Below are 23,090 nucleotides of genomic sequence, written 5' to 3' on the forward strand. Positions count from 1 at the left end.
GTCGTCGCACCCACAACCAGGGCCACACGTCGAATAATCACGGTCACCAAAACGGCTCATGATTCCACCACCGGGCGGTACAGGACACGGGCGGGGAGGTCGATGCTTCCCGAAAGGTGCGGGGCACTTGATGGGCGGTTGACAATCAAGTGCCATCCACCGTTCCAGTCTTTGGCATGGTTGAACCCGTCGTTGCCTTGCACGTAACTATGCATCGGCAACTTGTCGAGTTCTTCCACGCTGTTCACTACCGGCTGGGCGACGGCGAGGAGATATCCGGTGATAGCAGCGCGAGACACGTCATCCTGATCACCGCCAATCGCATAGGCGCAGTGTCCAGCGTCTAATCCAGCTTTGAGCGCGTCCGGGTTTAGCGGGGGCTGGTTAGGCATTGTTTTCTCCTTGGTTGGTTCGTGCCATACGGTCGGCGTAGTCGTACCAGTGGGTGCAATCGCGCCCTAACAGCGTGCAGTTACACATTCTGCTCACCGTCCAGGGCGCGGCGGACAATGTGCTTGGCTGTGATAGCACTTCCCCAAGGCTTTCCCATGGCCTCCCGCACTCTTGCTACGGCCTGCTCAGCCTGTTCGAGGCGGTCAATCAGTTCGATTACGCTCTTGTCTGCTGGGTGGTCATACGTTGCACGCAGCTCATCAAGGTCTAGTTCCTCACTCATTACCACCACTCCATATCTGCTATGACAACGAAAACTAGGGCCGCGAACGGGGTAACACACGACCAAATGAACACGGTGGCGGGGCTAGGCCGTGGCACGATGCTTCACCCCAACCCAACGCCGCAACGAACCGCCACGACGTGAACTAGACCGCGACAACTCAAACCCGACAGTGCGAATAAGCTTCATCGACTGATAACCCTTGAAAATTGCGCCCACCCAATTCGGGTTAGCTGGCATTGGTACGAGGTCACGCAGATCATCAGCGGTAAAGCTCGTGTTCCGTGCGATCAAGGTATCCATGCCAGCGTTCGCGGCTTCGAACCATTCAGCGCGGGTATCAAGGATCATCGGGACCGGGAGAGGTTTTGATATGCTTTCCATGTTGAATCCTTTCTGAAATGACGAAGGCCACTAGGTTTGCAGCTAGTGGCCTTTACTTATTTGGTGACGCGATCAGCGTCATTGTGAGTGAACAGTTCATTTCGCTTGGCTATAACAGCCCTTTCGGCTTCGGCGATGCTACTAAACGACCCCGCGTTGATTCCGACCCCATTGTGCGTAAGTTGGGCACGCCATCTCTTTTTCCTCGAATCCCATGTCACTCCTAGGATTCCTGAAGTAGAATTCCTGTTTGGACCTGCCCTGTGCTCCCCATTCATCTTTGGGTTGCTGATGCGCAAGTGATCTGGATTGACACAGGCTTTATTTCGGCACTTGTGATCTATGATTTGCCCACGTGCGATATGTTCTATGTGCATCTCATAAGAAACCCTGTGAGCAAATTTTCCTGCCCTACCAACTTTGATTCGGCCATATCCCGCTGGACTTATGTATCCGATCCAGTTCCAGCACGTATCAGTCTTTTCGACCTGCTGAAGGAACCTGTCTTCGAGTGAGGGCCTTGGTAGACCAATAACGGTCAGCGGTCGCCCCTCTTTCACCTGCTTGCCATGAGTCACGCAGTACCCATGTGCGCGGTGCTTCCGTCCACACCCACTGAAAGAGCAGTTTTTCATGCGGCATGCTCCATGTTCTTGAAAGCCTGAACTGGCGTTGGGTCGCTGATGCCAGGGCTACGGCGGATGAACGTTACTTGCTCGGGCCATATGTCCGTGTGCCATGCTTCGGGAAGGTTTGTGCGGGACGTTGCTTCGTCCCTATACACTTCCCGCGCCATGTATTCGGCGTCTCGCTTGGATAGGCGTAGTTCGGTGCGGAAGTACTTCTTCAACGCTGGAAGAGGTACCGCGTTATCGACTACGACACGAGGGGATGTCTTGATCGGGCATTCGCCCGGCGACTGGGTTTTGACTTGGCGGCTCATGAGTTTGGCGATTCTGTTGGCAGATCTTCGAGCCATTTGATGAGGTCCTGATGCATGATTACGCATTTCGTATTGGCGTACTTCGCGATCAGGTTGCCGTCTTTGATGTGCCGTTGCAGTGTGCGGATGCTGTATCCGGTTTGCCCTGCGGCTTCGTCTAGGTTGTAACTGATCTTGGGGTTCATGCCGCATCGCTCATTTTATCCACTTCGTACACTTCGAACGCTTCGCCTAGACCAAGTCCGTAAGTGGTGCAGAGGGTGGCCATGAACTTTCCAGAAGGCTGCTCGCCGTTCTTGATGCGATTGATGGTTGATCGGTCCACGCCAAGCATTCGCGCTTGAGCATCGTCCGATTTGATTTCCGATAGATTTCGAAGACGTTCAAGAAGTCCTGGTTTGATTCGAAGACGGTAGTCCATGCCGAAAATCCTTAAGTTTGTTGCGTTTTTGCTTTTCGATGTTTCGAGTCTGACACACCCGCTGACAGAATTGCAACACTGTATTTCGAATCCGCACCACCGAATGTTCGAATCTTGCAATGGGCAATTGCGCTGACATGCATCAATAGACTTGCGCATGTAGCAAAAATGCAACATAATTAATTTTATGAACACGAACATCTCACAGTGGCTCGAAGCTAAGACCGGCGACACCAAGCGCCAGATGGCCATAAAGCTCGGACAGCAACCAAGCACGTTCAACCGCAACATCGAAACAGCGGAAGTAATCATCGCAGTGTGCCGCGCATACAACCTGAACCCAGTAGACGGGCTATTAGCAGCCGGACTACTGGAAGCATCCGAGGTAAACGACGCAGCAGCTGAAGCCAGCCTCAAGGATGTTCCCGAAACCGCGTTACTTGAAGAAGTCCTGCGCCGAGCTGCCGGACGCCAAAACATCGACAACGTCCGCAAACTGCAACTAGTAGACGACGACCCCGACTACTCCAAAATGTCGGCAGAGGATGCTAGAAATTATGGTCTAGCAGCAAAGAAAGCAGATCCAAACATTGGACCAGACGACAGCCCACACGAACCTTAATGCCACAGCAGAGGCGTTGGGTGTGCGCGTAAGAGAAGCGCCCACACCTAACGGGCTCTGGGGCATCTACGACAAACCCCGACACCTCATCACGCTCTCCCCCGGCCTTAGCGAAGCCCAATACCGTTCCACCCTCGCCCACGAACTCGGGCATGCCAGATACGGGCACCACGGACACCACCCAAAAACAGAGAGACTTGCCGATAAGTGGGCAGCGGGGAAGCTGCTCAACTTCGACATGATCCTTGAACAAGCACGATTCACGCTTGCCACTAGTGAGATAGCCGCACAACTCAACGTCATGCCATGGGTTGTCGAAGCATTCGTGAACACCCTCAACGCCGAACAAGTTGTCGATATGATGAATCAGATAGCCGAGTTCCAGGCATAAAAAAAGACCCCCACCAGATCAGAAGATCCAGTGGGGGTCCAATGCTATTCAGGAAGCGTCGATGAACTTCCCTAGTGATTCAAGGGCTAGTTTCGCCTGCCCCTGATTGACGCGGGTCTTGTAACTACGGGTCATTTTTACGTCCGAATGGCCGACGATCTGCTGAATCGTCTGCTCCGAAACACCAGCGTCGTAGAGAAGATCGACAAGCGTGTGCCGTGTCCCGTGCAGGTTCACATCCTCGTCGATCTCGGCGCTCGCGAGTAGCTTTCGCCAAGCCTTGCTGACATTCGACGGGTTGTAAGGCTCACCATCCATGGTGCGGAAGATCAGCCCCTCTCCCTCAAACTGTTCCAAGTGCCGAGCTAGAACTGATTTCAGGGGCTCAACCAAAGGCAGGACGCGCCAACCAGATTTGGACTTGGGGCGCGCCAACCAAATGTTCCCGCGCACCTTGCGGATCTGATAGTCCTCTTTGGCTGCTTTTACAGCATCAGGCTGCAAGTTGAGCAACTGCCAAGACATGTCCAACTGGTCTGCCGATACCCGCTCGCGTTCGACTCCGAGCACTTCGCCGCGTCGGGCCCCGGTGAACAGGTAAGTAATCCACATGGCTCCTTCTGGGTGGGTTGCCAGATAAGCGAGGAGCTTCTTGACTCCTTCTACACTCATGGATTTCGCCTCGCCCACGGCACCGCCCTTCGGCTGTCCAGCAAGGCGAGCGACGTTCACATTCACTTTGCGGTCATTCATTGCCGCATCCAACGCGACCACCAGGGCGGAGTGGACGGCACGCATTGTTGAGCGGCCTACAACCTTGTAACCTTCTGGGCGTTGAGTCTCAGGCTTATCGCGCAAGTCCTTCTTCACAGGTGTTGAAGATAGCTGCTTGTGGAACTCGCGAATCCGCATAGTGGTTAGCTTGCTCATCTTAACCTTGCCCAGCATCGGGATCAGGAAACTCTCGCAGGAGTTCTTGTGCGCAGTGTAGGTGTTGGGCGCGACTGTGCCGGGCAGGATCTCTTCGAGCCAGTAGGTAAGCCATTGACCGACTGTTTGGGAATTGGTTACGAGGTCGCCATGCTTGGAGAATTCGTCTTTGAGTTTGCCTAGTTGGTCGAGTGCGTCTCTTTTGTTCTTTCGTCGCACGACTTTGCGCCGGCGTTTCCCGTCTGGTCCTTCGGGGAGTTCTACGACTGCTGTCCATAGTCCACGGCTGTCTTTGTACAGTCCCCCGTCGCCATTGCTTCTTGCCATGCTTCCGCCTTTATAATGTAGTGTAGCCACAGTGTAGCCATGACTGGCCGATTTGGTCATCTTTAGTCGCGACATTCATTAACTAAACCCCGTAATCATGCGGAACTAAGCCCCTTGGTAGGTAATTATCCATATAGACGTGACAGACATCCAGTATTTCCTTTCCGACGGCACCCAGCTTCTGGGCGGTGCGGCCTTCAAGGTCACCGCCGGCTCCAAGACCGCGCTGATCGGACCCAACGGCACCGGCAAGACAACCCTGTTCAAGATCATCGCAGGAGACCTGAAGGCCGACGAAGGCTCCATCAACCGCACCGGCACCCTGGGCATCATGCGCCAATTCGTCGGGCAGGTGCGCGACGACTCCACGGTGAAGGACCTGCTGCTGTCCACCGCCGCACCGGCTTTGGCCCAGGCCGCCGCCAAGGTCGCCGAGTACGAAGCCAAGATGCTCACCAGCGAGGACGAGAAAGTCCACATGCGCTACGCCGAGGCGATCATCGAGTGGGGCGACGCCGGCGGCTACGAGCTGGAAACCACCTGGGACAAGGTCTGCATGGCCGCCTTGGGCATCGGGTTCGACAAGGCCCGGGACCGGCTGGCGCGCACCCTGTCCGGCGGCGAGCAGAAGCGCCTGGTCCTCGAAGCGCTCTTCGAAGGCAACGACGAACTGCTGCTGCTCGACGAGCCGGATAACTACCTTGACGTGCCCGGCAAGCGCTGGCTGGAAGAGATCATGTCCCGCTCCAACAAGACCGTGCTGTTCATCAGCCACGACCGCGAGCTGCTGGACAACGCCGCCACCCGCATCGTGACCCTGGAACCGGGCCACGGCGGGGCCACCGCCTGGGTGCACGGCGGCGCGTTCGGCTCCTATGTGGAAGCCCGCAAGGAGCGCAACGAGCGCTTCGAGGAGCTGCGCAAGCGCTGGGACGAGGAGCACGCCAAGCTCAAGGAACTGGTCAACATGTACAAGACCAAGGCCGCGTTCCGCTCCGACATGGCCAACCGCTACCAGGCGGCCACCACCCGGCTGGAGAAGTTCCTGGAGGCCGGCCCGCCGCAGGCGATCCCGCTGGAGCAGAACGTGCAGATGCGGCTGAAGGGCGGGCGCACCGCCAAGCGCGCGGTCGTGGCCGAAAAGCTCGAGCTGACCGGCCTGATGAAGCCCTTCAATACCGAAATCTGGTTCGGCGACCGGGTGGGCGTGCTGGGTTCGAACGGCTCGGGCAAGTCGCACTTCCTGCGCCTGCTGGCCTCCGGCGGATCCGATCCGGAGCGCGAGCACCTGCCGGTCTCCGATGTGGTGATCGCCCCGGTGGCGCATGCCGGCACGGTGAAGCTGGGAGCGCGCATCCGCCCGGGCTACTTCGCCCAGACCCACAGCCGCCCGGACCTGTTTGGCCGAACCCTGCTCGAAATCCTGCACCGCGGCGACGAGCACCGCTCCGGAATGCCGCGCGAGGCAGCGGCCGGAGCGCTGGATGGCTACGGGCTGGCAGCGCAGTCCGAGCAGAAGTTCGAATCGCTCTCCGGAGGCCAGCAGGCGCGCTTCCAGATCCTGCTGCTGCAGCTCTCGGGGGCAACCCTGCTGCTGCTCGATGAGCCCACCGACAACCTGGACCTGCACTCGGGCGAAGCCCTGGAGCGTGCCATCGACGCGTTCGAGGGCACGGTGCTGGCGGTGACCCACGACCGCTGGTTCGCCCGCGGCTTCGACCGCTTCCTGGTCTTCGGCTCCGACGGCACCGTCTACGAGTCCGACGAGCCGGTCTGGGACGAGGCCCGGGTGCAGCGCAAGCGCTAGGCTGCCTCCTGCATGGAGCGCCAGGTGCTGCGGGCTTTCCAGCAGCTGAATCCGGCGGCCGCGGCCAGCACGCAGAGGGCGGTCCAACCCGCAGCCGGCGACGTGGACCACCGCTCGTTCTGCGCGAACAGCGCCGGGATGGTGCTGCTCGGGATGCCGGCGCTGAGCATCAACCATGCGGTGGCCACGGGCACCTGGACCGGGCCGAGCCGGCGCAGCCCCAGCCCGTCGGAGAGGAACAGGCCCAGCCACATCAGCGCCCAGGCCAGCCAGATGACCGCGAACAGCGGGTCCGGGCCGATGGACAGCACGCTCTTGTAGAGCGCGATCGCGGCTACGAACGCGCTGAACCAGCCCAGCGTGGCCGGGTCGAAACCGGACAGGGTGTTGAACCCGACCAGCAGATAGGTCATCCCGAACAGGTAGCTGGGCCAGGTGGCATTGACCAGTGCGATATCGCTGCCTGCCTGGCTGAGTATCAAGGTCGGCAACATGATCTGCAGCGCGCCGACCATCAGGTTGAGCACCGCCGCCGAGCGGGCCGGAATCCGGCCCAGCCCCACCAACGCATTCACACTCAGAATCAGTCCTACGAATACGAGCCCCACATGGGCCATCTCATCCTCCACTCGCGAAGGGCACCCACGCCTGGCCGGTCGCCCACTGAGCTCAGTTTCAGCGCAGCCGCCGGGCCTTGGCAAGTTCGCACCGGTTCATTACTCCACGAGCTTGCCTGCCTGCGATACCTCGGTGATCAGCGCGGCCACTTCCGCAGGCACCTCGGGGATCGGCTCACGGGTGATGCCCTCAGGCGACCAGATGAGGTTCACCTGCAGCTGCGGATCGGTGTGCGGATAGTCGCTGCGGTTATGGCAGCCGCGGGTTTCCCGGCGCTCCAGCGCCGACTCCAAGGTGGCGCGCGCGGCCAGAGCCGAGGACTTCAGGTCGAAGGCGTGGCACAGGTCCTGGTAGCCGGCGATGTCCGGGTGGATGCCCACCCGCGCCATCCGCGCTTCGACCTCTGCCAGCTTCTCCAGCCCCAGCTTCAGCCCCGCCTTCTCGCGCACGACTCCGGCGTGCTGGGTCATGATGTCGCGGATCGCCCGCTGCAGGGACCGGACATTTTCCTGCCCATCGGCGGCCAGCAGCCGGTCCACTTCCCCGCGCGCCTTCTCGATGGCCGCCTGCGAACGCGGCTGGGAAGTGAGCGCACGCGAATACCGGGCAGCTCCCTGCCCGACGATCCGGCCGAAGACCAGCAGCTCGATCAGCGAGTTGCCGCCCAGCCGGTTGGCCCCGTGCAGGCCCGAGGAGGCTTCACCGATCGCGTACAGGCCGGGGACCGCCGTCTCGTGGGTGAGCGGGTCCACCTGCACCCCGCCCATGGAATAGTGCGCCGTCGGGGCGATCTCGATCTTCTGCTCGGTGATGTCCAGCATCTGCTCTTCGAGCAGCGTCTGGTAGACCCGGGGCAGCCGTTCCATGATGGTGGCCCGGGGCAGGTGCGAGACATCCAGCCAGACCCCGCCCTTGGCGGTGCCGCGCCCGGCGGCGATCTCGGTGTAGGCGGCCAGGGCGACCCGGTCGCGGGTGGACAATTCCATGCGCTGGGGATCGTAGCGCTCCATGAAGCGTTCGCCCAGGGCGTTGGTCAGGATCCCGCCTTCGCCGCGGGCGGCCTCGGAGACCAGGGTCCCGGCCACCGATTCGGGTTCGATGATGCCCGAGGGGTGGAATTGTACGAGCTCGGCATCGCGCAGCCGGGCACCGGCCTCCACGGCCAGGCGGAAGGCGTCGCCGGTGTTCTCGTCGCGCCGCGAGCTGCTGCGCCGCCAGATGCGGGTGTGGCCGCCGGCGGCCAGGATGACCGCGTCGGCATGGATCAGGTACCCGGTGCCGTCGTTGACGTCGAAGCCGTAGGCGCCGAAGATCCGCCCCTCGGCGACCAGCAGCTCGGTGATATAGACCGAGTCCAGGATCGGGACCTGCAGCTGCTGCGCACGGCGGACCAGGGTGCGCTGGATTTCCAGCCCGGTGTAGTCCCCGGCGAAGGCGGTGCGCCGGAATTTGTGGGCACCGAAGAAGCGCTGGGAGATCCGGCCGTCGGTTTCGCGGGCGAAGTTCATGCCGTAGCGTTCCAGGTCCTCGATGCCGCGGGCCGCGCCTTGGGCGACCACCTGCACGGTGCGCGGATCGGCCAGGTAGTAGCTTTCCTTGATGGTGTCCGCCGCGTGCTGCTGCCAGCTGTCCTCGGCGTCCATCGTGCCCAGTGCGGCGTTGATGCCGCCGGCGGCCAGCGCGGTGTGCGCGTCGTGGCGCGGGCGCTTGCCCACGGCCAGCACGTCGGTGCCCGATTCTGCCAGCTCGATGGCCGCGCGCAAGCCTGAACCACCGGTGCCGATGACCAGTACGGAGGTGGATATCTGCTGTTCGTTTCTCATGGTTTCCAGCATCACCCCGCGCCCAGAATACGTCCAATGAATTATTGGCATGATGTTGATAGCAGTAGGCTATGCACCATGAACCTAGAGCAATTGCGCGGCTTCACCGCCATCGCCGAAGTGGGGCACTTCACCCGGGCCGCCGAGCAGCTGCACCTGGCCCAGCCATCGCTCAGCCGGCAGATCGCCACGCTGGAACAGGAACTGGGCTCCGAGCTGTTCCACCGGGCCCGCGGCAACATCACGCTCACCGCCGCCGGGCAGGCATTGCTGCCCCGTGCGCGCCGGATGCTGGCCGACGAGGAGTCCATCCGCACCGAAATGGCCGACCTGGCCGGGCTGCATCGCGGGCGGGTGCGCCTGGGCGCCCCGCCTACCCTGTGCGTGTCGCTGGTCGCCGAGGCGCTGTCCATCTTCCGCACCCGCTACCCCGGGGTGCAACTGCAGATTTTCGAAGCGGGCTCGCACAAGCTGCTGGAGCAGCTGGACGGCGGCGCACTGGATCTGGCGCTCATCGTGACCTCGGAGCATGCGGTGAACGACAACCATCTGGAGAACCTGCCGCTGCTCGAAGAGGAATTGGTGGTCATCGACGCACTGGAGCACCCGCACCTGGCTGGCCAGGAGCTTGATTTGCGCGCGTTGGCTCCGGTGCCCCAGCTGGCCTTCTCACACAGCTACGATCTGCGCGCCAGCACCGCCCTGGCCTACAAGAACGCCGGCCTGGTGCCCAATATCGTCGTGGAAGGCGGGGAGATGGACGCGGTGCTGCGCTTCGTGCAGCGCGGGCTCGGAGTCGCCGTGGTTCCGGCGACGGTGGCGCTGGACGCTCCGGGAGTGCGCTCCATTGCCTTGCGCGAACCGCTGGCCCGCACCATCGGGCTGGCGCACCGGCGCGATGTCTCATTGACCCGAGCCGCCGCGGCCATGGCGCAGCTGCTGGCCGAAACCGCGCAGCAGCTGGCCGCCGGCCACGGGCAAATCAACTCCCTAGCTTGATCCCCAGGTGGCTGGCCATCGCCTCTGCCAGCAGGCCCAGCTGCAGTGAGCTGATCCGCGCGCCGCGCAACCCATCGACCCCCTCAACCTGGGCGAAGTCCAGCCCTTGCAGGTCGACCTCGCGCAATTGCGCCCCGGCAGCGGTAATTTGCCCGGCCCGCGAATCGACGAAGCCCAGGCGCTGGATCTGCCCGCCCAGGTCGATCTCCTCGAATTGGCAATTGACGAAGAGCACATCGCGCACCGTTGCACCGCGCAAATTCAGCCAGCCGAATTTGCAGTTCTCGAATACCACGCCATCGAGCTGGGCCTCGGCGAAATCCGCAGACCCGAAGCGGCTGTGGGTCACCCGCACATCGTTGAGGAACGCACCAGCGGCTTGCAGGGCGGGAGCCCCGGATTGGTCCAGTTCGCACTGGATCAGCCGGGCATTGCGCAAGGCCTCGATCTGCACGGAGCTGAAACGGCATTCCTCCAGCCGCGCGCCATCGGCCGCCAGCGGCTCATCGAAATCCCTGAAGTGCAGCAGTTCAACGTAGTCATCGCCCAGATCCCCGCGGTAGCCAGGGGCCAGTTCGGGCAGGGTGAAGCGGCGGATTCTCGGTGCCAATGCGCGTCCTTAAAGTGCTTGCTTCGCAGCCAGGTTCCCGGCCACGTCATCCAGTGCCGCATCCAGGTGCGGCCAGCGGAACTCGTACCCGGTCCCCTGCAGCACCCCGGGCAGCGCCCAGCGGGACTTGAGCAGCATTTCCGGTTCCACGCGCAGCACGAACATGGCCGGCTCCAGCATCCAACGATACGCGGGCAGCCCGAATTTCGCGCCGGTGGCGCGGCGCAGCGAGGCCATCAGCGCCCGGTTGGCAACCGGGTTCGGCGAGCTGAGGTTGACCGGGCCGGTGATTTCGGGGTGATCCATGATATGCCCGATCGCGCCGATCGCATCATCCACGTGGATCCAGCTGAAGCGCTGGTTCCCGCGCGTGCGGTGCCAGCCGCTGCGTTCGGATCCGCTCGGATCCGGGCCGATGCCGCGGTAGCGCCGATGCGCTGGCCACCAGCTATCGTGCTGCGCCCCGCCCAGCCCCAGCCGCGCGACGGCAAGCAGCTTGCGCGTAGCCGGGCCGTCGCCGAGCACGATGGCCATGCGCAGGGCGACCCGGCGCGTGGGCAGCTCGCCGCGGAAGAACTCGCGTTCCCAGTTGCGCGCCACATCCACCGAGAACCCTTCGCCGATCCGGCCGTCCTCGGTGTTCGGCGCGTCCATGCTGTGCCGGTAGATGGTCGCGGTGGACGCGTTCAGCCACAGCGCCGGCGGATCAGCTGCCTGGGACACTGCCTCGTGCAGCGCGCGGGTCGTGTCCACGCGCGAGGCGAGGATCTCGTTGCGCGCCGCCTCGTGATAGCGGCAGCCGACATTCTTCCCGGCCAGATTGACCAGCAGTTCTGCACCATCGATGAGTGCCGCCAGCGCCGGGCCATCGCCCCACTGCGCATCCGCTGTACGGCCGCGGCCGATGACCGCCACCTTGTATCCAGCCCCGCGCAGCTGCGCGATCAGCCGTTCGCCAATGAACCCGCTGGCTCCTGCCACTACCGCCCGCCGTGCAGCGCTCTGCATCGTTCCCCGCTCAGAAGTCGTTGATCACCAGTTTCTTCATCTTCAGCATATGCTCGAATGCGCCGGGTCGCTCCATCAGCTCGCCCATGTTCGAGGGCACGATCTGCCAGCTCACCCCGAATTTGTCGGTCAGCCAGCCGCAGGCCTCGGCTTCAGGCACCGCGGACAGCGCCTCCCAGACGCGGTCGATCTCCGCCTGGCCATCGCATGGCCATTCCAGCGAGACGCCGGGAGTGAAGGTGAAGTCCTGTGGCACGGCCGAATCCATGGCCGCAACGCAATCCTCGCCGAGCGTGAATTGGGCGTACATCAGCGCTTCGGCGGTAGCGGCTTCGGTCGGCTCCCCGTACGGGAAGGCGCTGTCCAGTTTCGCGCCGAGCACCTGGCTGTAGTACTCGATGGCCTCGACCGCGCGGTTCTGGGCCGCACCGCCGAACATCAGCGCAGGAAAGACCGAGGCGCGCGGCTCAACGGGCTCATCGGACTCCATCAGCTGCCAGGAGACACCGTACTTGTCGTTCACCCAGCCGTAGCGCGCGCTGAACGGGTAGGTGTCCAGCGGCATCAGCGCCGTGCCGCCCTCCAGCAGCGCGGCCCAGGTGGCATCGAGGGACTCGCGCTGGCCGGCGTTGAAGACCACGATGATCGAGATCGCCGGATTGGGCATGAATTCCTGGCCCGCGTTGATCAGCGTGATCTTGGTTCCCCGCACCCACAGCGAAACGGTCAGCGCCTTGCCGGCGAAGGGTTCCTGGAATTCCAGCAGGCCCTCGGTGGGATAGCGCGATTCGACTTCGGTTTTTGCCTCCGGCAGGGCGCGGGCATAGAATTCCCCCGCTTCCTCTGCAGTGCCTTGCATCCATAAATTGACGGTGAGCTTTTGCATGACGGTCCTCCTAGCTGGGCGATGCTCCAAAGCTACCCCGCAGGGCCCTCCAGCAACAGATGGGCCAGCGAACTTTCAGCCCCGATTCATCTGCTCGTCCCGCGTTGTTCGCCCGGTGAACTCGTCCATCGAGCGGTATACGCCGATAACCTTGCCGGCCACGAAATCCCAGGCCGGTCGCGGCAGCACGCCGCGCAGCAGCTGGCCCAGCTTGCTGGTCCACGGCATCAGCACCAGCGGCGTGCCGGCAAGCATCGCCCGCCACGCCCGGTCCACCACGACTTCCGGCTCCAGGATCGGGGTCAGCAGCAACGGCTTGGCGCCCGCGAACATGCCGGTGCTGATATAGGTCGGGCAAATGGTGCTCACGGCGATCTGGTCGTTGCCTTCCAGCCGCAGCGAATCGCTGAAGGACAGGGCCGCGGCCTTGGAGGCCGCGTAGACGCTCATATTCGGGTTGGACACCAGCGCGGCCGCCGAGGCGATGGTCAGCACCCGGCCCTTGCCCCGTCGGCCCAGCTGCGGAAGCAGGGCGTGGGTCAAGTACATCGGGGCGAGCGCGTTCACATGCATGGCCGCGGTGATTTGCGCGGTGCTGTGCTTCGCGAAGGAGGTGCCGGTGACCACCCCGGCGTTGTTGACCAGCACGTCGATTCCCCCGCCCTCCACCGCCGTGGCGGCGTAGCGCTGGATTTGGCTCTGGTCGGCAAGGTCCACCACATGGGTCTCGACAGTGCCGCCGAGCTGGCGCAGCTCCTCGGCAGCCGCGTCGAGCTTGGCCGCGTCGATGTCCCAGATGACCACCCGTGCCGCGCCCTCGAGGCAAGCCTGCCTGGCGAAAAGCAAACCCATGCCCTGCGCGGCCCCGGTGACAAGGACGTGCAAACCGGCTACCGACTGGAGAGGTGTCTTGCCCATCAGTGAACTCCTTGAGGATCAGTATGGCAACAGCCTAGCCTGTGGCGCGGATTACACTTGGCTCATTTTCATCGAGCGCGCCCAGCAAACACCGCTAGCCTTGGATCATTGGACCGACTCGTCGAAAGGACGACCGTGCGCATTGACCGCCTGGACGCGGATTTGATCGAACTGCTCACCGAATCGCCGATGCTTCCGGTGATGGAGTGCGCCCGGCGCTTGGGTGTTGCCCGCGGCACGATCAGCAGCCGGCTGGCCCGGCTCCACGAGGCTGGCGTCATCCAGGGCATCGTCCCGCGGGTCAAGCCTGCGGGGTTCGGGTACACGCTGGTCGCGTTCTGCCAGGTGGAGATCATCCAGCGCTACGGGCACGATCCGGTCGCGAGCGCATTGGAGGAATCCATCCCGGAAATCCTCGACATGTACACCGTGACCGGCAGTTCGGACTTGCAGCTGCGCGTTGTGGCCCGGACCCCCGAGGACCTGCAGGCGATTTTCAACCGCATCAACAAGGTGCCGGGTGTGGCAAGGACCTCATCCTCCTTCGCCCTGCACGAGCATTTCCAGGGAAGGACACTGCCACTGGTCGCAGCGTGCGCTAGGGCCGAGGCAGAAGTGGAAAACACTGGGCAGATTGACTAGTAAAATGGGTTGATTGGCGGCGATTGCTATGCAGCCTGCATAGAAACAGAGTTTGCGATTGCGCCGGCAGATTCATTCAACCTACAGTCGATGCTTGTGAATCGCGACACGCGAGGATATGAGCAGGGCCACCGCTGACCACGCACCACGGCTTTGCCATACGAACGATTGCCAACCTCGTGCAGCTCTGGCAGTCAGAGAGGAAACTCATGACCCTTCACCAGCGCCCCTCCTTGCAGGAAGTGCCCGCTTACAAGCAGGGCAAGCCCGCAGCCGCTGGAGCCTCCAAGCTCTCATCCAACGAATCCCCGCATAGCCCGCTGCCCTCGGTGCTGTCCAGCATCCAGGAGGGCCTGGCCACGATCCACCGCTACCCGAGCATCGCGGCGCCCGAATTGACCGGCGCCCTCAGCTCGCAGTTCGGCGTCCCGGCGGAGCACATCACCCTGGGCGCGGGCTCGGTCGAGGTCGCGGCCCAGATCATCCATGCGGTTGCCGCCGAGGGCGACGAAGTCATCTACGCGTGGCGCTCCTTCGAGGCGTATCCTTCGCTGGTGCGGATCGCCGGCGCAACCCCGGTCGAGGTGCCCCTGGATGCCGATAGCCGCCACGATCTGCCCGCCATGCTGGCCGCGATCACCGATAAGACCCGATTGGTCTTCATCTGCAACCCGAACAACCCGACCGGCACGGTGGTGGAGGCCCGCGCGCTGGATGAGTTCATCAATGCCGTGCCGCGCAACGTGCTGGTCGTCGTCGACGAAGCCTACGTGCACTTCGACCGCTCGGCCGTGCGGGCCGATGGCATCGAGCTGTTCCGCAAGTACCCGCATGTGGCCGTGCTGCACACCTTCTCCAAGGCCTACGGCCTGGCTGGCCTGCGCGTCGGGTACGCCATCAGCCCGCTGGAAGTTGCCGGGAACCTGCGCAAGGTGGCCGTGCCATTTGGCGTCTCCGACTTGGCACAGCGCGCGGCGGTGGCCTCGCTGGCCGCCATCGGCGAGCTGTCGCTGCGCATCGAGGAAGTCGTCACCCAGCGCGAGCGGATGTACGAGGGCCTGGCCGCTGCCGGGTACCCGGTCGTGAAGTCGCAGGCGAACTTCGTCTGGGTGGATGCCGGAGAGTCAACCGAACAGCTTGAAGCCAAGCTCGCCGCCGGCGGTGTAGTGGTTCGCGCCTTCCCCGGAGACGGGTTGAGGATTTCCTCCGGTACCGCACACGACGTCGATCGCGTGCTCGCGGCCCTGTCCGTCCAGGAGGCCACCGCGTGAGCGCAGTCAAAGCCCCCGAGCAGCTGCATACCGGGCTGACCCGGCGCCAGATCTCCATGATGGGCCTGGGCGGCGCGATCGGCGCTGGCCTGTTCGTCGGCTCCGGCCAGGCCATTTCCATCGCTGGTCCGGCAGTGCTGGTCTCCTACCTGATCGCTGGAACCGTGATCATCGTGATCATGGCCATGCTCGCGGAGATGGTAGCCGCCAATCCGTCCTCCGGCGCGTTCTCCACCTTCGCTGGCCAAGCCATGGGGCGCAGCGCAGGGTCCACCCTGGGCTGGCTCTACTGGATCCAGCTGGTCGTGGTGATCGCTGCCGAGGCTACCGGGGCCGCGGCTATTACTGCCGGCTGGGTTCCGGCCTTCCCGCAGTGGGCATGGGTGCTCGGCTTCGTGGTGGTCCTGACCGGAGCGAATCTGCTCGGCGTAAGGAATTACGGCCGTTTCGAATACTGGTTTGCCGTGATCAAGGTGGCTGCGATCATCGCGTTCCTGGTCTTCGGCGCCTTGGTGCTGACCCGGGTGATCCCGACGCCGGAACCAGTTGGCTTCGCCAATCTGGCCGCCCATGGCGGCTTCGCCCCCGGTGGCATGGCCGGCATCGCCGCCGCAGTCCTGATCGTCATCTTCTCCTTCGGCGGTACCGAGGTGGTGTCCATCGCGGCCGCCGAGTCCAAGGACCCGGCCGGCAACATCAAGCGCGTGGTCAAATCCGTGATGATGCGTATCCTGTTCTTCTACCTCGGCTCGATCCTGGTCATTGTCGCCCTGGTGCCCTGGAATGATCCGGCGATCGTGGACGGCCCATTTGCGGCTGCACTGGATGTCATGCACATTCCAGGCGTGGGCTTCTTGATGAACGCCGTGGTCGTGGTCGCCTTGCTTTCGGCGATGAACGCGAATATCTACGGTTCCTCGCGCATGCTGTACTCGCTGGGCCAGCGCAAGCTCGCCCCGAGCGCCGTCACCCACGTGACCGGCAAGGGCGTGCCGTCGAAGGCCGTGATCGCCTCCGTGGCCTTCTCCTTCCTGGCCGTGGGCCTGAACTGGATCTGGCCCGAGGCTGTGATGCCGATCTTGCTGAACGTGGTGGGTTCGACCATCATCTTCATCTGGGCGTTCATTGCCGTGACGCAGCTGATCCTGCGTCGCCGCGCGGACCGCGATGGCGGGCATCTGCCGTTGCGGCTGTGGGGTTTCCCGGGCCTGTCGATCGCTACGATCATCGTCCTTGCGGCGATTGTCGCCATCGCGATGACTGATCCCGCGGCGCGCACCCAGCTGCTGCTCACCGGCGGGCTGACCGCCGTGATCTGGGTGATCTCCAAGATCGCGCTGCGCGATAAGCGCGAGGAACCGGCGGACGCCTAGCTCCCGGAAGCCTAGGTCCAGCGATTGCTGGACCTAGGCTTTTCTTTTGGCCATTTCGGTGATCCATATGGGAGCGAATGGTGAAATGCACCCGGCGGAGGTCGGGTAGTCCGCCAGCACCTGCAAGGTCTCGCCGATGGCCAGGGCACGTCGGCGCAAATGCTCATGCTCGATGCCGATGTGCGCCAGGGTCGTATTCATCGCCCACTGCAGGCGATCCGGTGCGGCGCTCATTCGGGCTTCGATCGTGTCAAGCAGCTGTTCCAGGTCCAGCAGTTCCGGGGCCTTGACTACCTGGTGGGCAGTCAGCTCCCAGCCGGCAGCCAGCTGTACCGGGTCGCTCTGGCTCATGAGCAGCAGGCGGAGCTCCTCGAGCAGCTTGGATTTCTTGACGATGTAGCTCAGGAACCATGCTTGGACCTTGGGAGTGCTGGCGCCTTGGCTCCACACCTGCAGCTGCTCCAAGGTAAAGCTCCGTGGTTTGGCGATCAGCAGCGCGACCAGCCGGGTTGCGGTTTCGCCGGTGGCCCAGAGTTCCTCGGCAAGCTCCTGGTTGCTCTTCAACGACTTGGCCAAGGCGCGGAGCTTGCCTAGATTCACGCCGAAATCATCGCCGTGCTTCTCATTGACCGCGCGGTACTTGGGGTCTTCGAGCTCGGCCAGTGCCTGTTGCACTTGGGCAACTGTGCTCTGGGGTGCCAGTTCCATCTATTTTCCTCTCGCTAGTTGGGCTCAACGGGTTGGCGCAGGATCGTGCGAAGCTTTTCCGGTGCCACCTTACGAGGGTCGCCGAGGTAGATCTCGTGGTGCTTGCCAGTCATGCGCAGTCCCTGGCCGGGTATGAATTCGTGGTGCATCGCGGCCAGGATTTCGGCTTCTGCATCGTAGGGGCCAATGTGCAGCGTCTGCACGCATTGGCCTTCAGCAAGCGACTGGAACCGGATGCGCCCAGGGCAAGGCAACGGCTTCTTCGCCTGGGCGGTTTCCAGAGCCGTCGCGTAGTCGTCCTCGTTGATCCACGCCGGGACCATCAGCATCATGGTCCAGCTCCACTGTTCCTTGTCTCTCCGTTCGGTAAAGACCGCCATGTCCTCGGCCCACCACAAGCCTTCCAGCGGCGGGACGACATAGTCCTTGCCCTGCGCCTTGCTCGCGAATTTGAGTTTGTAGGCCACCGGATACAAGGTTTGCAGGGCTTGCTGGTACAAGTTGCTGGTATTCGGGTCACCTGATCCATCGAACATCAGGTAGTGCATCGCTGGCAGCTGCAGGACACGGAACTGCCCGGCCACGGACCGATAGCTGTCCAGCGACTTCTTGAAGTCGATTTTCGCCGTCAATGTCTCCCCTGGAATCTTTCCGCTCAGAACCACTTGCGCCATTTGAATACACCATATAGTGCGGCAGCAAATCCCAGCATGAGGCCGGCCGCAATCGGGTAGCCGAAGGTCCAATGCAGTTCTGGCATGTTCTCGAAGTTCATCCCGTAAATCGCTGCAATCAAGGTCGGGGCGAAGAGGATCGCTGCCCAACCGGAAATCTTCTTCATGTCCTCGTTTTGGCGCTGGGCTACGAGGGTGGAATTGACGCTCAAGATCTGCGATAGCGCATCCCGGTATTCCACGGCTTGGGTATGCGCGCGGGTGAGGTGGTCAGTGACATCCTGCAGGTAGGTTTCCAGCTCAGCGGGCACCGGGTACTTCTTGAACCCGTCGTCGAGCGATTGCACGACCTCCAGCAATGACGCGGTCGCATGCTGCATGTCGATCACTTCTTGGCTGAGGCGATAAATGCGTTCGGTGACTGCGGCATCGCCACTGAAGACTTGCCGTTCGATCTGCTCCTTGTCGATCCCCAGGCCGTGGAGCACGGGGGCGTATCCATCAACAATCGCATCAAGTATCCGGTACAGCACTGCTTCGGCGCCCAACCGGAGCAGCTCCGGGTCTTTGAGCAGCACCTGGTCCTTGCGAAGCTTGCCGTTCCTGATTGACTCGACGAATTCCTCGCCGTCTGTGCCGTCGATCCACCGGTGGTCCTGGCAGAGCACCGCCACAGCGCCTTTGCGCATCAGGATGTGGAACTCGGACAGCTCGACTTCTTCGGATTCATCGAGGTACAACGCTGAGCGAACTACCAGTAGGAGCACCTCGCCGTAGCGTTCGAGTTTAGGCCGCTGGCGGGCGTGCACGAGGTCTTCGGCCAGCACTGGATGCAGTTCCCACGCCTCGGTGAGATCGTGGATGTCAGCTTCATCTGGTGTGGGATACAAGGACAAAGCAATGCGCTGATCACCAGTCTGGCCGAACGCCAGCGCATCGGCCGCGCTCGTGCCTTCCGGAGCGGATTCCACGTTGCCATCATCAATATAGCGAACAGCCATCGAGGTATGCGACGAATTCTGGGTACCGAAAAATGGTCGGGAATTCGCAGCCCGGCGTTGAACACGTGACATATTGCTCCTGAATGATCTTCGTTCATTCAAGTATCGCAACTCCGGCGAGAATATCGGCGCTGAAACGGTCCTCCGCTCGTCGGCGGCTGAATCTTGCTAGGGGGATCTCAAGGTTCGACGATTTCTACGTCCAGCTCCCCCGCGCGCCACTTCGCTGTCGTTTCATCCGCCAACGCTTCAGCTTCCAATGCCTCTGCGGGAGTCATGAAATACGTATTGATCCGCAATTTCTGTTCCGGATCCAATTCTGGTGAAAGCAATACCATCGGCCTGCTCTCCGGAATCTTCACCGCGTGGAACAACCCGCAATGCCGGGCAGTGTGGTGTATCAGGCAATTCAACCCGGCAGACTTGATATCCGTTCGTCCACCCTTTTCCCACGCGTCCAGATGATCAATTTCGCACCGTTCTACGGGCATGCTGCATCCAGGATAGGAACAGCCCCGGTAGGCGGCTCGGATCGCACGGCGCTGGGACTTCGAATACAGTCGTTGCGTCCGGCCTAAGTCGAGGGGCAGGCTCTGGCCATTGAGCACTACCGGATACACTCCGGCATTGCACAGCGCAGTTCTGACTTCACCAGCAGACAAGGACATCCCACTGCTGGTGACCGCGAAGTCTTGTGCTTGCTCTTGCATCTTGTCCCAATTCAGAATGATGCTCACCTGCGGTGCGACCAACCCAGCACGTTGACCCGGCGGGTCACTGGTGCTCGTCCTGTCACTCATCAGCATTGCCATGAATCCAACTAAACGGCGTCGCTCGGGCTTCAAATCCTCCCATGGAGTGACTGCACCATTGGTAGCTGATTCAGTATTACGTTCTTCAGGATCCCCCGGCCGGCAACATTCTTCCTCGTCATCCGAGGTCTCCGAAACTTGTTCGTTGTTGTCTGCCGGCGGACTATCGTCTTCGGTTTCTTCGTCCGCCACCGGATCGTCTTTTGCCCAGTCCGGTTTGGACTCCGCATCGTCCCAACCGGAGTCCTGCTGGCCCGTGAATTGAGCCTCGGCGTCTTTCAAGCCGTCCCTGTTCCCGGCCACGGTGGCAGGATTGTCCAGTTGCGCGAAGTAGGCCTCGATATACGCCGCCTGGGAGGGCAACACACGAAGCGTATACTCGATCAGGCCCTGGCGCATGCCCTTCTTGAAGATGCCAATGCGCTCCAGCAGAGCTTTCAGCGGGCGTTTGCCGGCTTTCACCTGAGCCACCAAGTCATTGATGTGCTTACGAGCCGATTTGGGTTCTGAGCGCAGGAAAGCGACTGATTCTGCTTCCAATCGCGCTTTCTCCGCCTGGCCGGTTTCATCGTCGCCGAAATCATTACGTGCCGAATGCAGCTTCAAGGCCGTAGAAGCTACCAATCGCGGGTCCACATTCGGGGCTTCGAATTGCGCGGCTAGCTCCGGGAGCCACGGCTCTACCGGTTGCCCTGCTTGATCGACACCACCTAGCAGGCAGTCGGCTTGGACTAGCCGAGTTCCTGCAGTGCCGCGCGGAATATTCAGCCAGTCGGTCATCATGCCTTTGGCGTCTTTGAAATGGGTGCGCCCGGTAGTGGCATGTCCTTCGGCGGCTTCAAGTTGTTCCAGCGTGGGATCGACACCAGCATCGCTGATCGCTTGGAAGGAGGCCTGATCAAGTTTGTGTGCACCGGTGCGGCGTAGGGCATGAGCTGCGTGGATCTGTGCCCGACTGAGCTTTTGGTTGATTTCCTCGACATACAGCGCGAATATCGCAGCGTGGCCGGCCGGTACGTCGCCGGACAGGATCGAAGTAGCCAAGGCGATTAGCTTGCCCGCCTCGACCAGATTCGATAGTGCTTGTGCCGTCACTGTGCTCATGGGATACAGCATGCCGTGGGCATCGCGGGCACCGGCGGTGGGCAACACGGTTTGTGGAAAACAAAAAATCCTGAAATCTCGGATAAACCGAAATTTCAGGATTTTAATTTGTGGAGGTAAGGGGATTCGAACCCCTGACCTTCTGCATGCCATGCAGACGCGCTACCAACTGCGCCATACCCCCAAAAGGATTGCTGCCCTGATCAGGCAACTCCATAATCATAGATGACTACCTGATCAGGATGCAAATTGAGGGTTACTTCTGGTTTTCAGAAAGTTCCTCAGGCAGCTCGATGACTGGGCAGTCGGCCCACAGGCGTTCGAGCGCGTAGAAGATGCGGTCTTCCTGGTGCTGAACGTGGACGACTACGTCGCCGTAGTCCAGCAGGACCCAGCGGCCCTGGCCGAAGCCTTCACGGCGAATCGGACGCATGCTGTACTCGTCGAGCACCTCAGCGACGATTTCATCGACGATTGCGTTCACCTGAGGTTCTGATCCACCAGAGACAATCAAGAAAGCGTCGGTGACGCCCAAGCGGTCGGCAACGTCCAGCGCGACCATGTTTTCTGCCATCTTCTCGGAAGCCGCGTGCGCGGCAACTTTCACGAGGGCAATTGATTCTGCGTGTGCTCCCATAGAGTGGAGTGTCTCCTTATAGAGGTGTAGATCGAGAACCTAATTGTCCTACGAAAACTAGTTGCCAAGCAACATGATCAAGCCAGCAATCAATGCTGCACCGCCCACGCTGAGGGCGACGATCATCGCGATCAGCATGTTATTGGCGCGGCGGAGGCCGTGCGCCTGCACGTCAAGTGGCTGCAAGCCCTGTGCATTGACCGCATCGATGCGTGGCATGTCAACGTCCGGGGCCGGTTGGGCCGTATGGGTTTCAGCCTTCTGATCCGCCGGCGCCTTTGGCGCAGGCTTAGCGGCTGGTTTTGCAACTGGCTTGGCTGCAGGCTTGGCCGGTGCCTTGGCCGCAGGCTTGGCGGGGGCCTTCGCTGCGGGTTTGGGCGCCGGCTTGGCCATAGGCTTCTTGGCTGCTGGTGCCGCTTCGTCCTTCTTGGAGCTGAGCTTGCCGCCGGCGTTGAAGTCCAGCGAAACACTCTGGGTCTTGGGCCCTTGCACGCCGGTTTTGGCGATGCGGTCCTCGACCTCGCGAATGTTGCCCATGGCGCCGGTGAAAGGATCGGAGGCCTTGTCGTCCTTGCCCTGGTTGGCATTCTGGATGCGCAGGCGTTCACGTTCCGCGGCACGGCGGGAAATGATGGCCGCGCGGGCTGCCATTTCACGCTGGTGGGCGAGCACTTCGAGATCGATCTCGGAGTCGTCCTCCCCCAGCAGGTTTGGATCGACCGGGGTCTTCGGCGCGTGGGCACGGCGGGCGGCTAGCGCCTGCTCGACGCTCATGACCGTAGTCTCCGGGGCGTCTTCCTTGGGCGCAGGCTTCTTGGCGGCCGGGGCCTTCGGCTCGGCCTTGCCCTGGTCTGCCAGCGCCTGGAGGCGCAGTTGACGGCGGGTCAGCGGCTTAGGTTCCTCCGCGGGGGCGACCGTTGGAATATTAGTGGTCAGCGCGCCGACCTCTTCTTCCAGTCGACGACGCTCGCGCAAGGCCTCGCGGTCACGGGCACGGCGCAACGACGCCCGTTCACCCAGGGACTCTTCGGACTGTGGTGCGCTAGCTGGCTCAGCTGCAGGCTTTGCGCTGGGAGCCTTGGCTGGGGCTCCAGCCGGCTTGGCCGTTTCTGGCCTGGCACCTGCGGCCTTGGCGGCTGGCTTGGCCGGCTGCGGCTTGGCTGGAGCTGGTTTTGCCGGCTCTGGCTTGGGTGCAGGCTTGGCCGGCTGCGGCTTGGCTGGAGCTGGTTTGGCTGGCTCTGCCTTGGGTGCCGGCTTGGCCTTTGGGGTCGCGTCAGATTTCGCTGGCTTCGCCGAATCCTCGGCCTTTTCCGCGCTTTTCGACGCGTGCTCCTTGGCTGCCTGCTCGGCCTTGCTGTTGGCCAGCAAAGCTTCCATCTCAGCACGTCGTTTTTCGCGCAGAGCTCGCCTGCTTGAAACCGGCTGCGAGTTATCGCTCATCCTGATACTTCTCCCGACCGCATAGACAAATACCGTCACCCTTACCTAGAGATTATGCCGTGCTA

26 protein-coding genes and 1 tRNA gene are annotated in these 23,090 nt (G+C 62.0%); 7 read left to right on the top strand and 20 right to left on the bottom strand.

Annotated features, from left to right (window positions below):
• Positions 1–56 precede the first annotated feature (56 nt).
• The 6 genes from ACIP6G_RS00005 to ACIP6G_RS00030 form a co-directional block, all read right to left on the bottom strand.
• On the bottom strand, positions 57–392 hold the full coding sequence (locus tag ACIP6G_RS00005; RefSeq protein WP_400287982.1) for a hypothetical protein: 336 nt from the start codon (positions 390–392) through the stop codon (positions 57–59).
• An 80-nt stretch (positions 393–472) separates the two neighbouring features.
• On the bottom strand, positions 473–676 hold the full coding sequence (locus tag ACIP6G_RS00010) for a hypothetical protein (protein WP_400287984.1): 204 nt from the start codon (positions 674–676) through the stop codon (positions 473–475).
• 84 nt (positions 677–760) lie between these two features.
• On the bottom strand, positions 761–1,060 hold the full coding sequence (locus tag ACIP6G_RS00015; RefSeq protein WP_400287986.1) for a hypothetical protein: 300 nt from the start codon (positions 1,058–1,060) through the stop codon (positions 761–763).
• Positions 1,061–1,116: 56 nt separating this feature from the next.
• Positions 1,117–1,695, bottom strand: coding sequence for an HNH endonuclease signature motif containing protein (locus ACIP6G_RS00020; RefSeq protein ID WP_400287988.1), 579 nt, complete (start codon positions 1,693–1,695; stop codon positions 1,117–1,119).
• Positions 1,696–1,999: 304 nt separating this feature from the next.
• On the bottom strand, positions 2,000–2,188 hold the full coding sequence (locus ACIP6G_RS00025; protein ID WP_400287990.1) for a hypothetical protein: 189 nt from the start codon (positions 2,186–2,188) through the stop codon (positions 2,000–2,002).
• Positions 2,185–2,424, bottom strand: a complete 240-nt coding sequence (locus tag ACIP6G_RS00030) for a helix-turn-helix domain-containing protein (RefSeq protein ID WP_400287992.1) — start codon at positions 2,422–2,424, stop codon at positions 2,185–2,187. Before ACIP6G_RS00030 ends, ACIP6G_RS00025 begins: the two co-directional genes overlap by 4 nt.
• Positions 2,425–2,611: 187 nt before the next feature.
• Between ACIP6G_RS00030 and ACIP6G_RS00035 the strand changes: the two genes are divergently transcribed.
• Positions 2,612–3,046, top strand: a complete 435-nt coding sequence (locus ACIP6G_RS00035) for a hypothetical protein (RefSeq protein ID WP_060700610.1) — start codon at positions 2,612–2,614, stop codon at positions 3,044–3,046.
• Positions 3,015–3,437 (top strand): ImmA/IrrE family metallo-endopeptidase, encoded by a 423-nt coding sequence (locus ACIP6G_RS00040; RefSeq protein ID WP_400287994.1) that lies wholly within the window; start codon positions 3,015–3,017, stop codon positions 3,435–3,437. The genes ACIP6G_RS00035 and ACIP6G_RS00040 overlap by 32 nt, the downstream gene beginning before the upstream one ends.
• Positions 3,438–3,485: 48 nt before the next feature.
• On the opposite strand, the gene ACIP6G_RS00045 is transcribed toward ACIP6G_RS00040, so the two are convergent.
• Positions 3,486–4,694 carry a tyrosine-type recombinase/integrase gene (locus ACIP6G_RS00045; protein ID WP_400287996.1) on the bottom strand — a complete coding sequence of 403 codons (1,209 nt, stop codon included), beginning with the start codon at positions 4,692–4,694 and terminating at the stop codon, positions 3,486–3,488.
• A 124-nt stretch (positions 4,695–4,818) separates the two neighbouring features.
• On the opposite strand from ACIP6G_RS00045, the gene ACIP6G_RS00050 reads away from it, so the two are divergent.
• Positions 4,819–6,501 carry an ABC-F family ATP-binding cassette domain-containing protein gene (locus ACIP6G_RS00050; RefSeq protein ID WP_400288736.1) on the top strand — a complete coding sequence of 561 codons (1,683 nt, stop codon included), beginning with the start codon at positions 4,819–4,821 and terminating at the stop codon, positions 6,499–6,501.
• Here ACIP6G_RS00050 and ACIP6G_RS00055 read toward each other — a convergent pair.
• Entirely contained in the window at positions 6,498–7,118 is a 621-nt protein-coding gene (locus tag ACIP6G_RS00055) for an AmiS/UreI family transporter (protein WP_400287998.1), read from the bottom strand. The two genes, ACIP6G_RS00050 and ACIP6G_RS00055, sit on opposite strands and share 4 nt — an antisense overlap.
• A 99-nt stretch (positions 7,119–7,217) precedes the next feature.
• Positions 7,218–8,942 carry an FAD-dependent oxidoreductase gene (locus ACIP6G_RS00060; RefSeq protein ID WP_400287999.1) on the bottom strand — a complete coding sequence of 575 codons (1,725 nt, stop codon included), beginning with the start codon at positions 8,940–8,942 and terminating at the stop codon, positions 7,218–7,220.
• A gap of 78 nt (positions 8,943–9,020) precedes the next feature.
• Between ACIP6G_RS00060 and ACIP6G_RS00065 the strand changes: the two genes are divergently transcribed.
• Positions 9,021–9,941 (top strand): LysR family transcriptional regulator, encoded by a 921-nt coding sequence (locus ACIP6G_RS00065; RefSeq protein WP_105658510.1) that lies wholly within the window; start codon positions 9,021–9,023, stop codon positions 9,939–9,941.
• On the opposite strand, the gene ACIP6G_RS00070 is transcribed toward ACIP6G_RS00065, so the two are convergent.
• The 4 genes from ACIP6G_RS00070 to ACIP6G_RS00085 all read right to left on the bottom strand — a co-directional run bounded on the left by ACIP6G_RS00070 (position 9,925) and on the right by ACIP6G_RS00085 (position 13,363).
• Positions 9,925–10,551 carry a pentapeptide repeat-containing protein gene (locus ACIP6G_RS00070; RefSeq protein WP_400288001.1) on the bottom strand — a complete coding sequence of 209 codons (627 nt, stop codon included), beginning with the start codon at positions 10,549–10,551 and terminating at the stop codon, positions 9,925–9,927. The two genes, ACIP6G_RS00065 and ACIP6G_RS00070, sit on opposite strands and share 17 nt — an antisense overlap.
• Before the next feature lie 9 nt (positions 10,552–10,560).
• Positions 10,561–11,559: an epimerase gene (locus ACIP6G_RS00075; protein WP_400288003.1), complete on the bottom strand. Its 999-nt coding sequence runs from the start codon at positions 11,557–11,559 to the stop codon at positions 10,561–10,563.
• 10 nt (positions 11,560–11,569) lie between these two features.
• Positions 11,570–12,445 (bottom strand): VOC family protein, encoded by an 876-nt coding sequence (locus ACIP6G_RS00080; protein WP_105661415.1) that lies wholly within the window; start codon positions 12,443–12,445, stop codon positions 11,570–11,572.
• 75 nt (positions 12,446–12,520) lie between these two features.
• Complete coding sequence (locus ACIP6G_RS00085) at positions 12,521–13,363, bottom strand: SDR family NAD(P)-dependent oxidoreductase (RefSeq protein WP_400288004.1); 843 nt, start codon at positions 13,361–13,363, stop codon at positions 12,521–12,523.
• 108 nt (positions 13,364–13,471) lie between these two features.
• On the opposite strand from ACIP6G_RS00085, the gene ACIP6G_RS00090 reads away from it, so the two are divergent.
• The 3 genes from ACIP6G_RS00090 (at position 13,472) to ACIP6G_RS00100 (ending at position 16,649) form a co-directional block, all read left to right on the top strand.
• The gene (locus ACIP6G_RS00090) at positions 13,472–14,005 is read left to right on the top strand and encodes an Lrp/AsnC family transcriptional regulator (RefSeq protein ID WP_286172087.1); all 534 of its coding nucleotides are present in this window, start codon (positions 13,472–13,474) and stop codon (positions 14,003–14,005) included.
• A 209-nt stretch (positions 14,006–14,214) separates the two neighbouring features.
• Positions 14,215–15,276 (top strand): histidinol-phosphate transaminase, encoded by a 1,062-nt coding sequence (gene hisC / locus ACIP6G_RS00095; RefSeq protein WP_332499062.1) that lies wholly within the window; start codon positions 14,215–14,217, stop codon positions 15,274–15,276.
• Entirely contained in the window at positions 15,273–16,649 is a 1,377-nt protein-coding gene (locus ACIP6G_RS00100; RefSeq protein ID WP_105658504.1) for an amino acid permease, read from the top strand. Before hisC ends, ACIP6G_RS00100 begins: the two co-directional genes overlap by 4 nt.
• A gap of 33 nt (positions 16,650–16,682) precedes the next feature.
• Here ACIP6G_RS00100 and ACIP6G_RS00105 read toward each other — a convergent pair whose 3' ends face one another.
• The 7 genes from ACIP6G_RS00105 to ACIP6G_RS00135 form a co-directional block, all read right to left on the bottom strand.
• Positions 16,683–17,357 (bottom strand): DNA alkylation repair protein, encoded by a 675-nt coding sequence (locus tag ACIP6G_RS00105; RefSeq protein WP_105658503.1) that lies wholly within the window; start codon positions 17,355–17,357, stop codon positions 16,683–16,685.
• Between the two features lie 14 nt (positions 17,358–17,371).
• On the bottom strand, positions 17,372–18,031 hold the full coding sequence (locus ACIP6G_RS00110; protein WP_332595112.1) for a GyrI-like domain-containing protein: 660 nt from the start codon (positions 18,029–18,031) through the stop codon (positions 17,372–17,374).
• A complete protein-coding gene (locus ACIP6G_RS00115) occupies positions 18,013–19,032 on the bottom strand; it encodes a magnesium and cobalt transport protein CorA (RefSeq protein ID WP_332488796.1) in 1,020 nt (339 codons plus the stop codon). The genes ACIP6G_RS00110 and ACIP6G_RS00115 overlap by 19 nt, the downstream gene beginning before the upstream one ends.
• Before the next feature lie 179 nt (positions 19,033–19,211).
• Positions 19,212–20,948 (bottom strand): DUF222 domain-containing protein, encoded by a 1,737-nt coding sequence (locus tag ACIP6G_RS00120; RefSeq protein WP_332503153.1) that lies wholly within the window; start codon positions 20,946–20,948, stop codon positions 19,212–19,214.
• Between the two features lie 111 nt (positions 20,949–21,059).
• Positions 21,060–21,132, bottom strand: a tRNA-Ala gene (locus tag ACIP6G_RS00125).
• Positions 21,133–21,204: 72 nt separating this feature from the next.
• Positions 21,205–21,585, bottom strand: coding sequence for a ribosome silencing factor (gene rsfS, locus ACIP6G_RS00130; protein WP_105658500.1), 381 nt, complete (start codon positions 21,583–21,585; stop codon positions 21,205–21,207).
• 57 nt (positions 21,586–21,642) lie between these two features.
• The gene (locus ACIP6G_RS00135; protein WP_332595295.1) at positions 21,643–23,025 is read right to left on the bottom strand and encodes a hypothetical protein; all 1,383 of its coding nucleotides are present in this window, start codon (positions 23,023–23,025) and stop codon (positions 21,643–21,645) included.
• Positions 23,026–23,090: the final 65 nt, after the last annotated feature.

This window comes from Glutamicibacter sp. NPDC088483 (assembly GCF_044753145.1).
Classification (GTDB): domain Bacteria; phylum Actinomycetota; class Actinomycetes; order Actinomycetales; family Micrococcaceae; genus Glutamicibacter.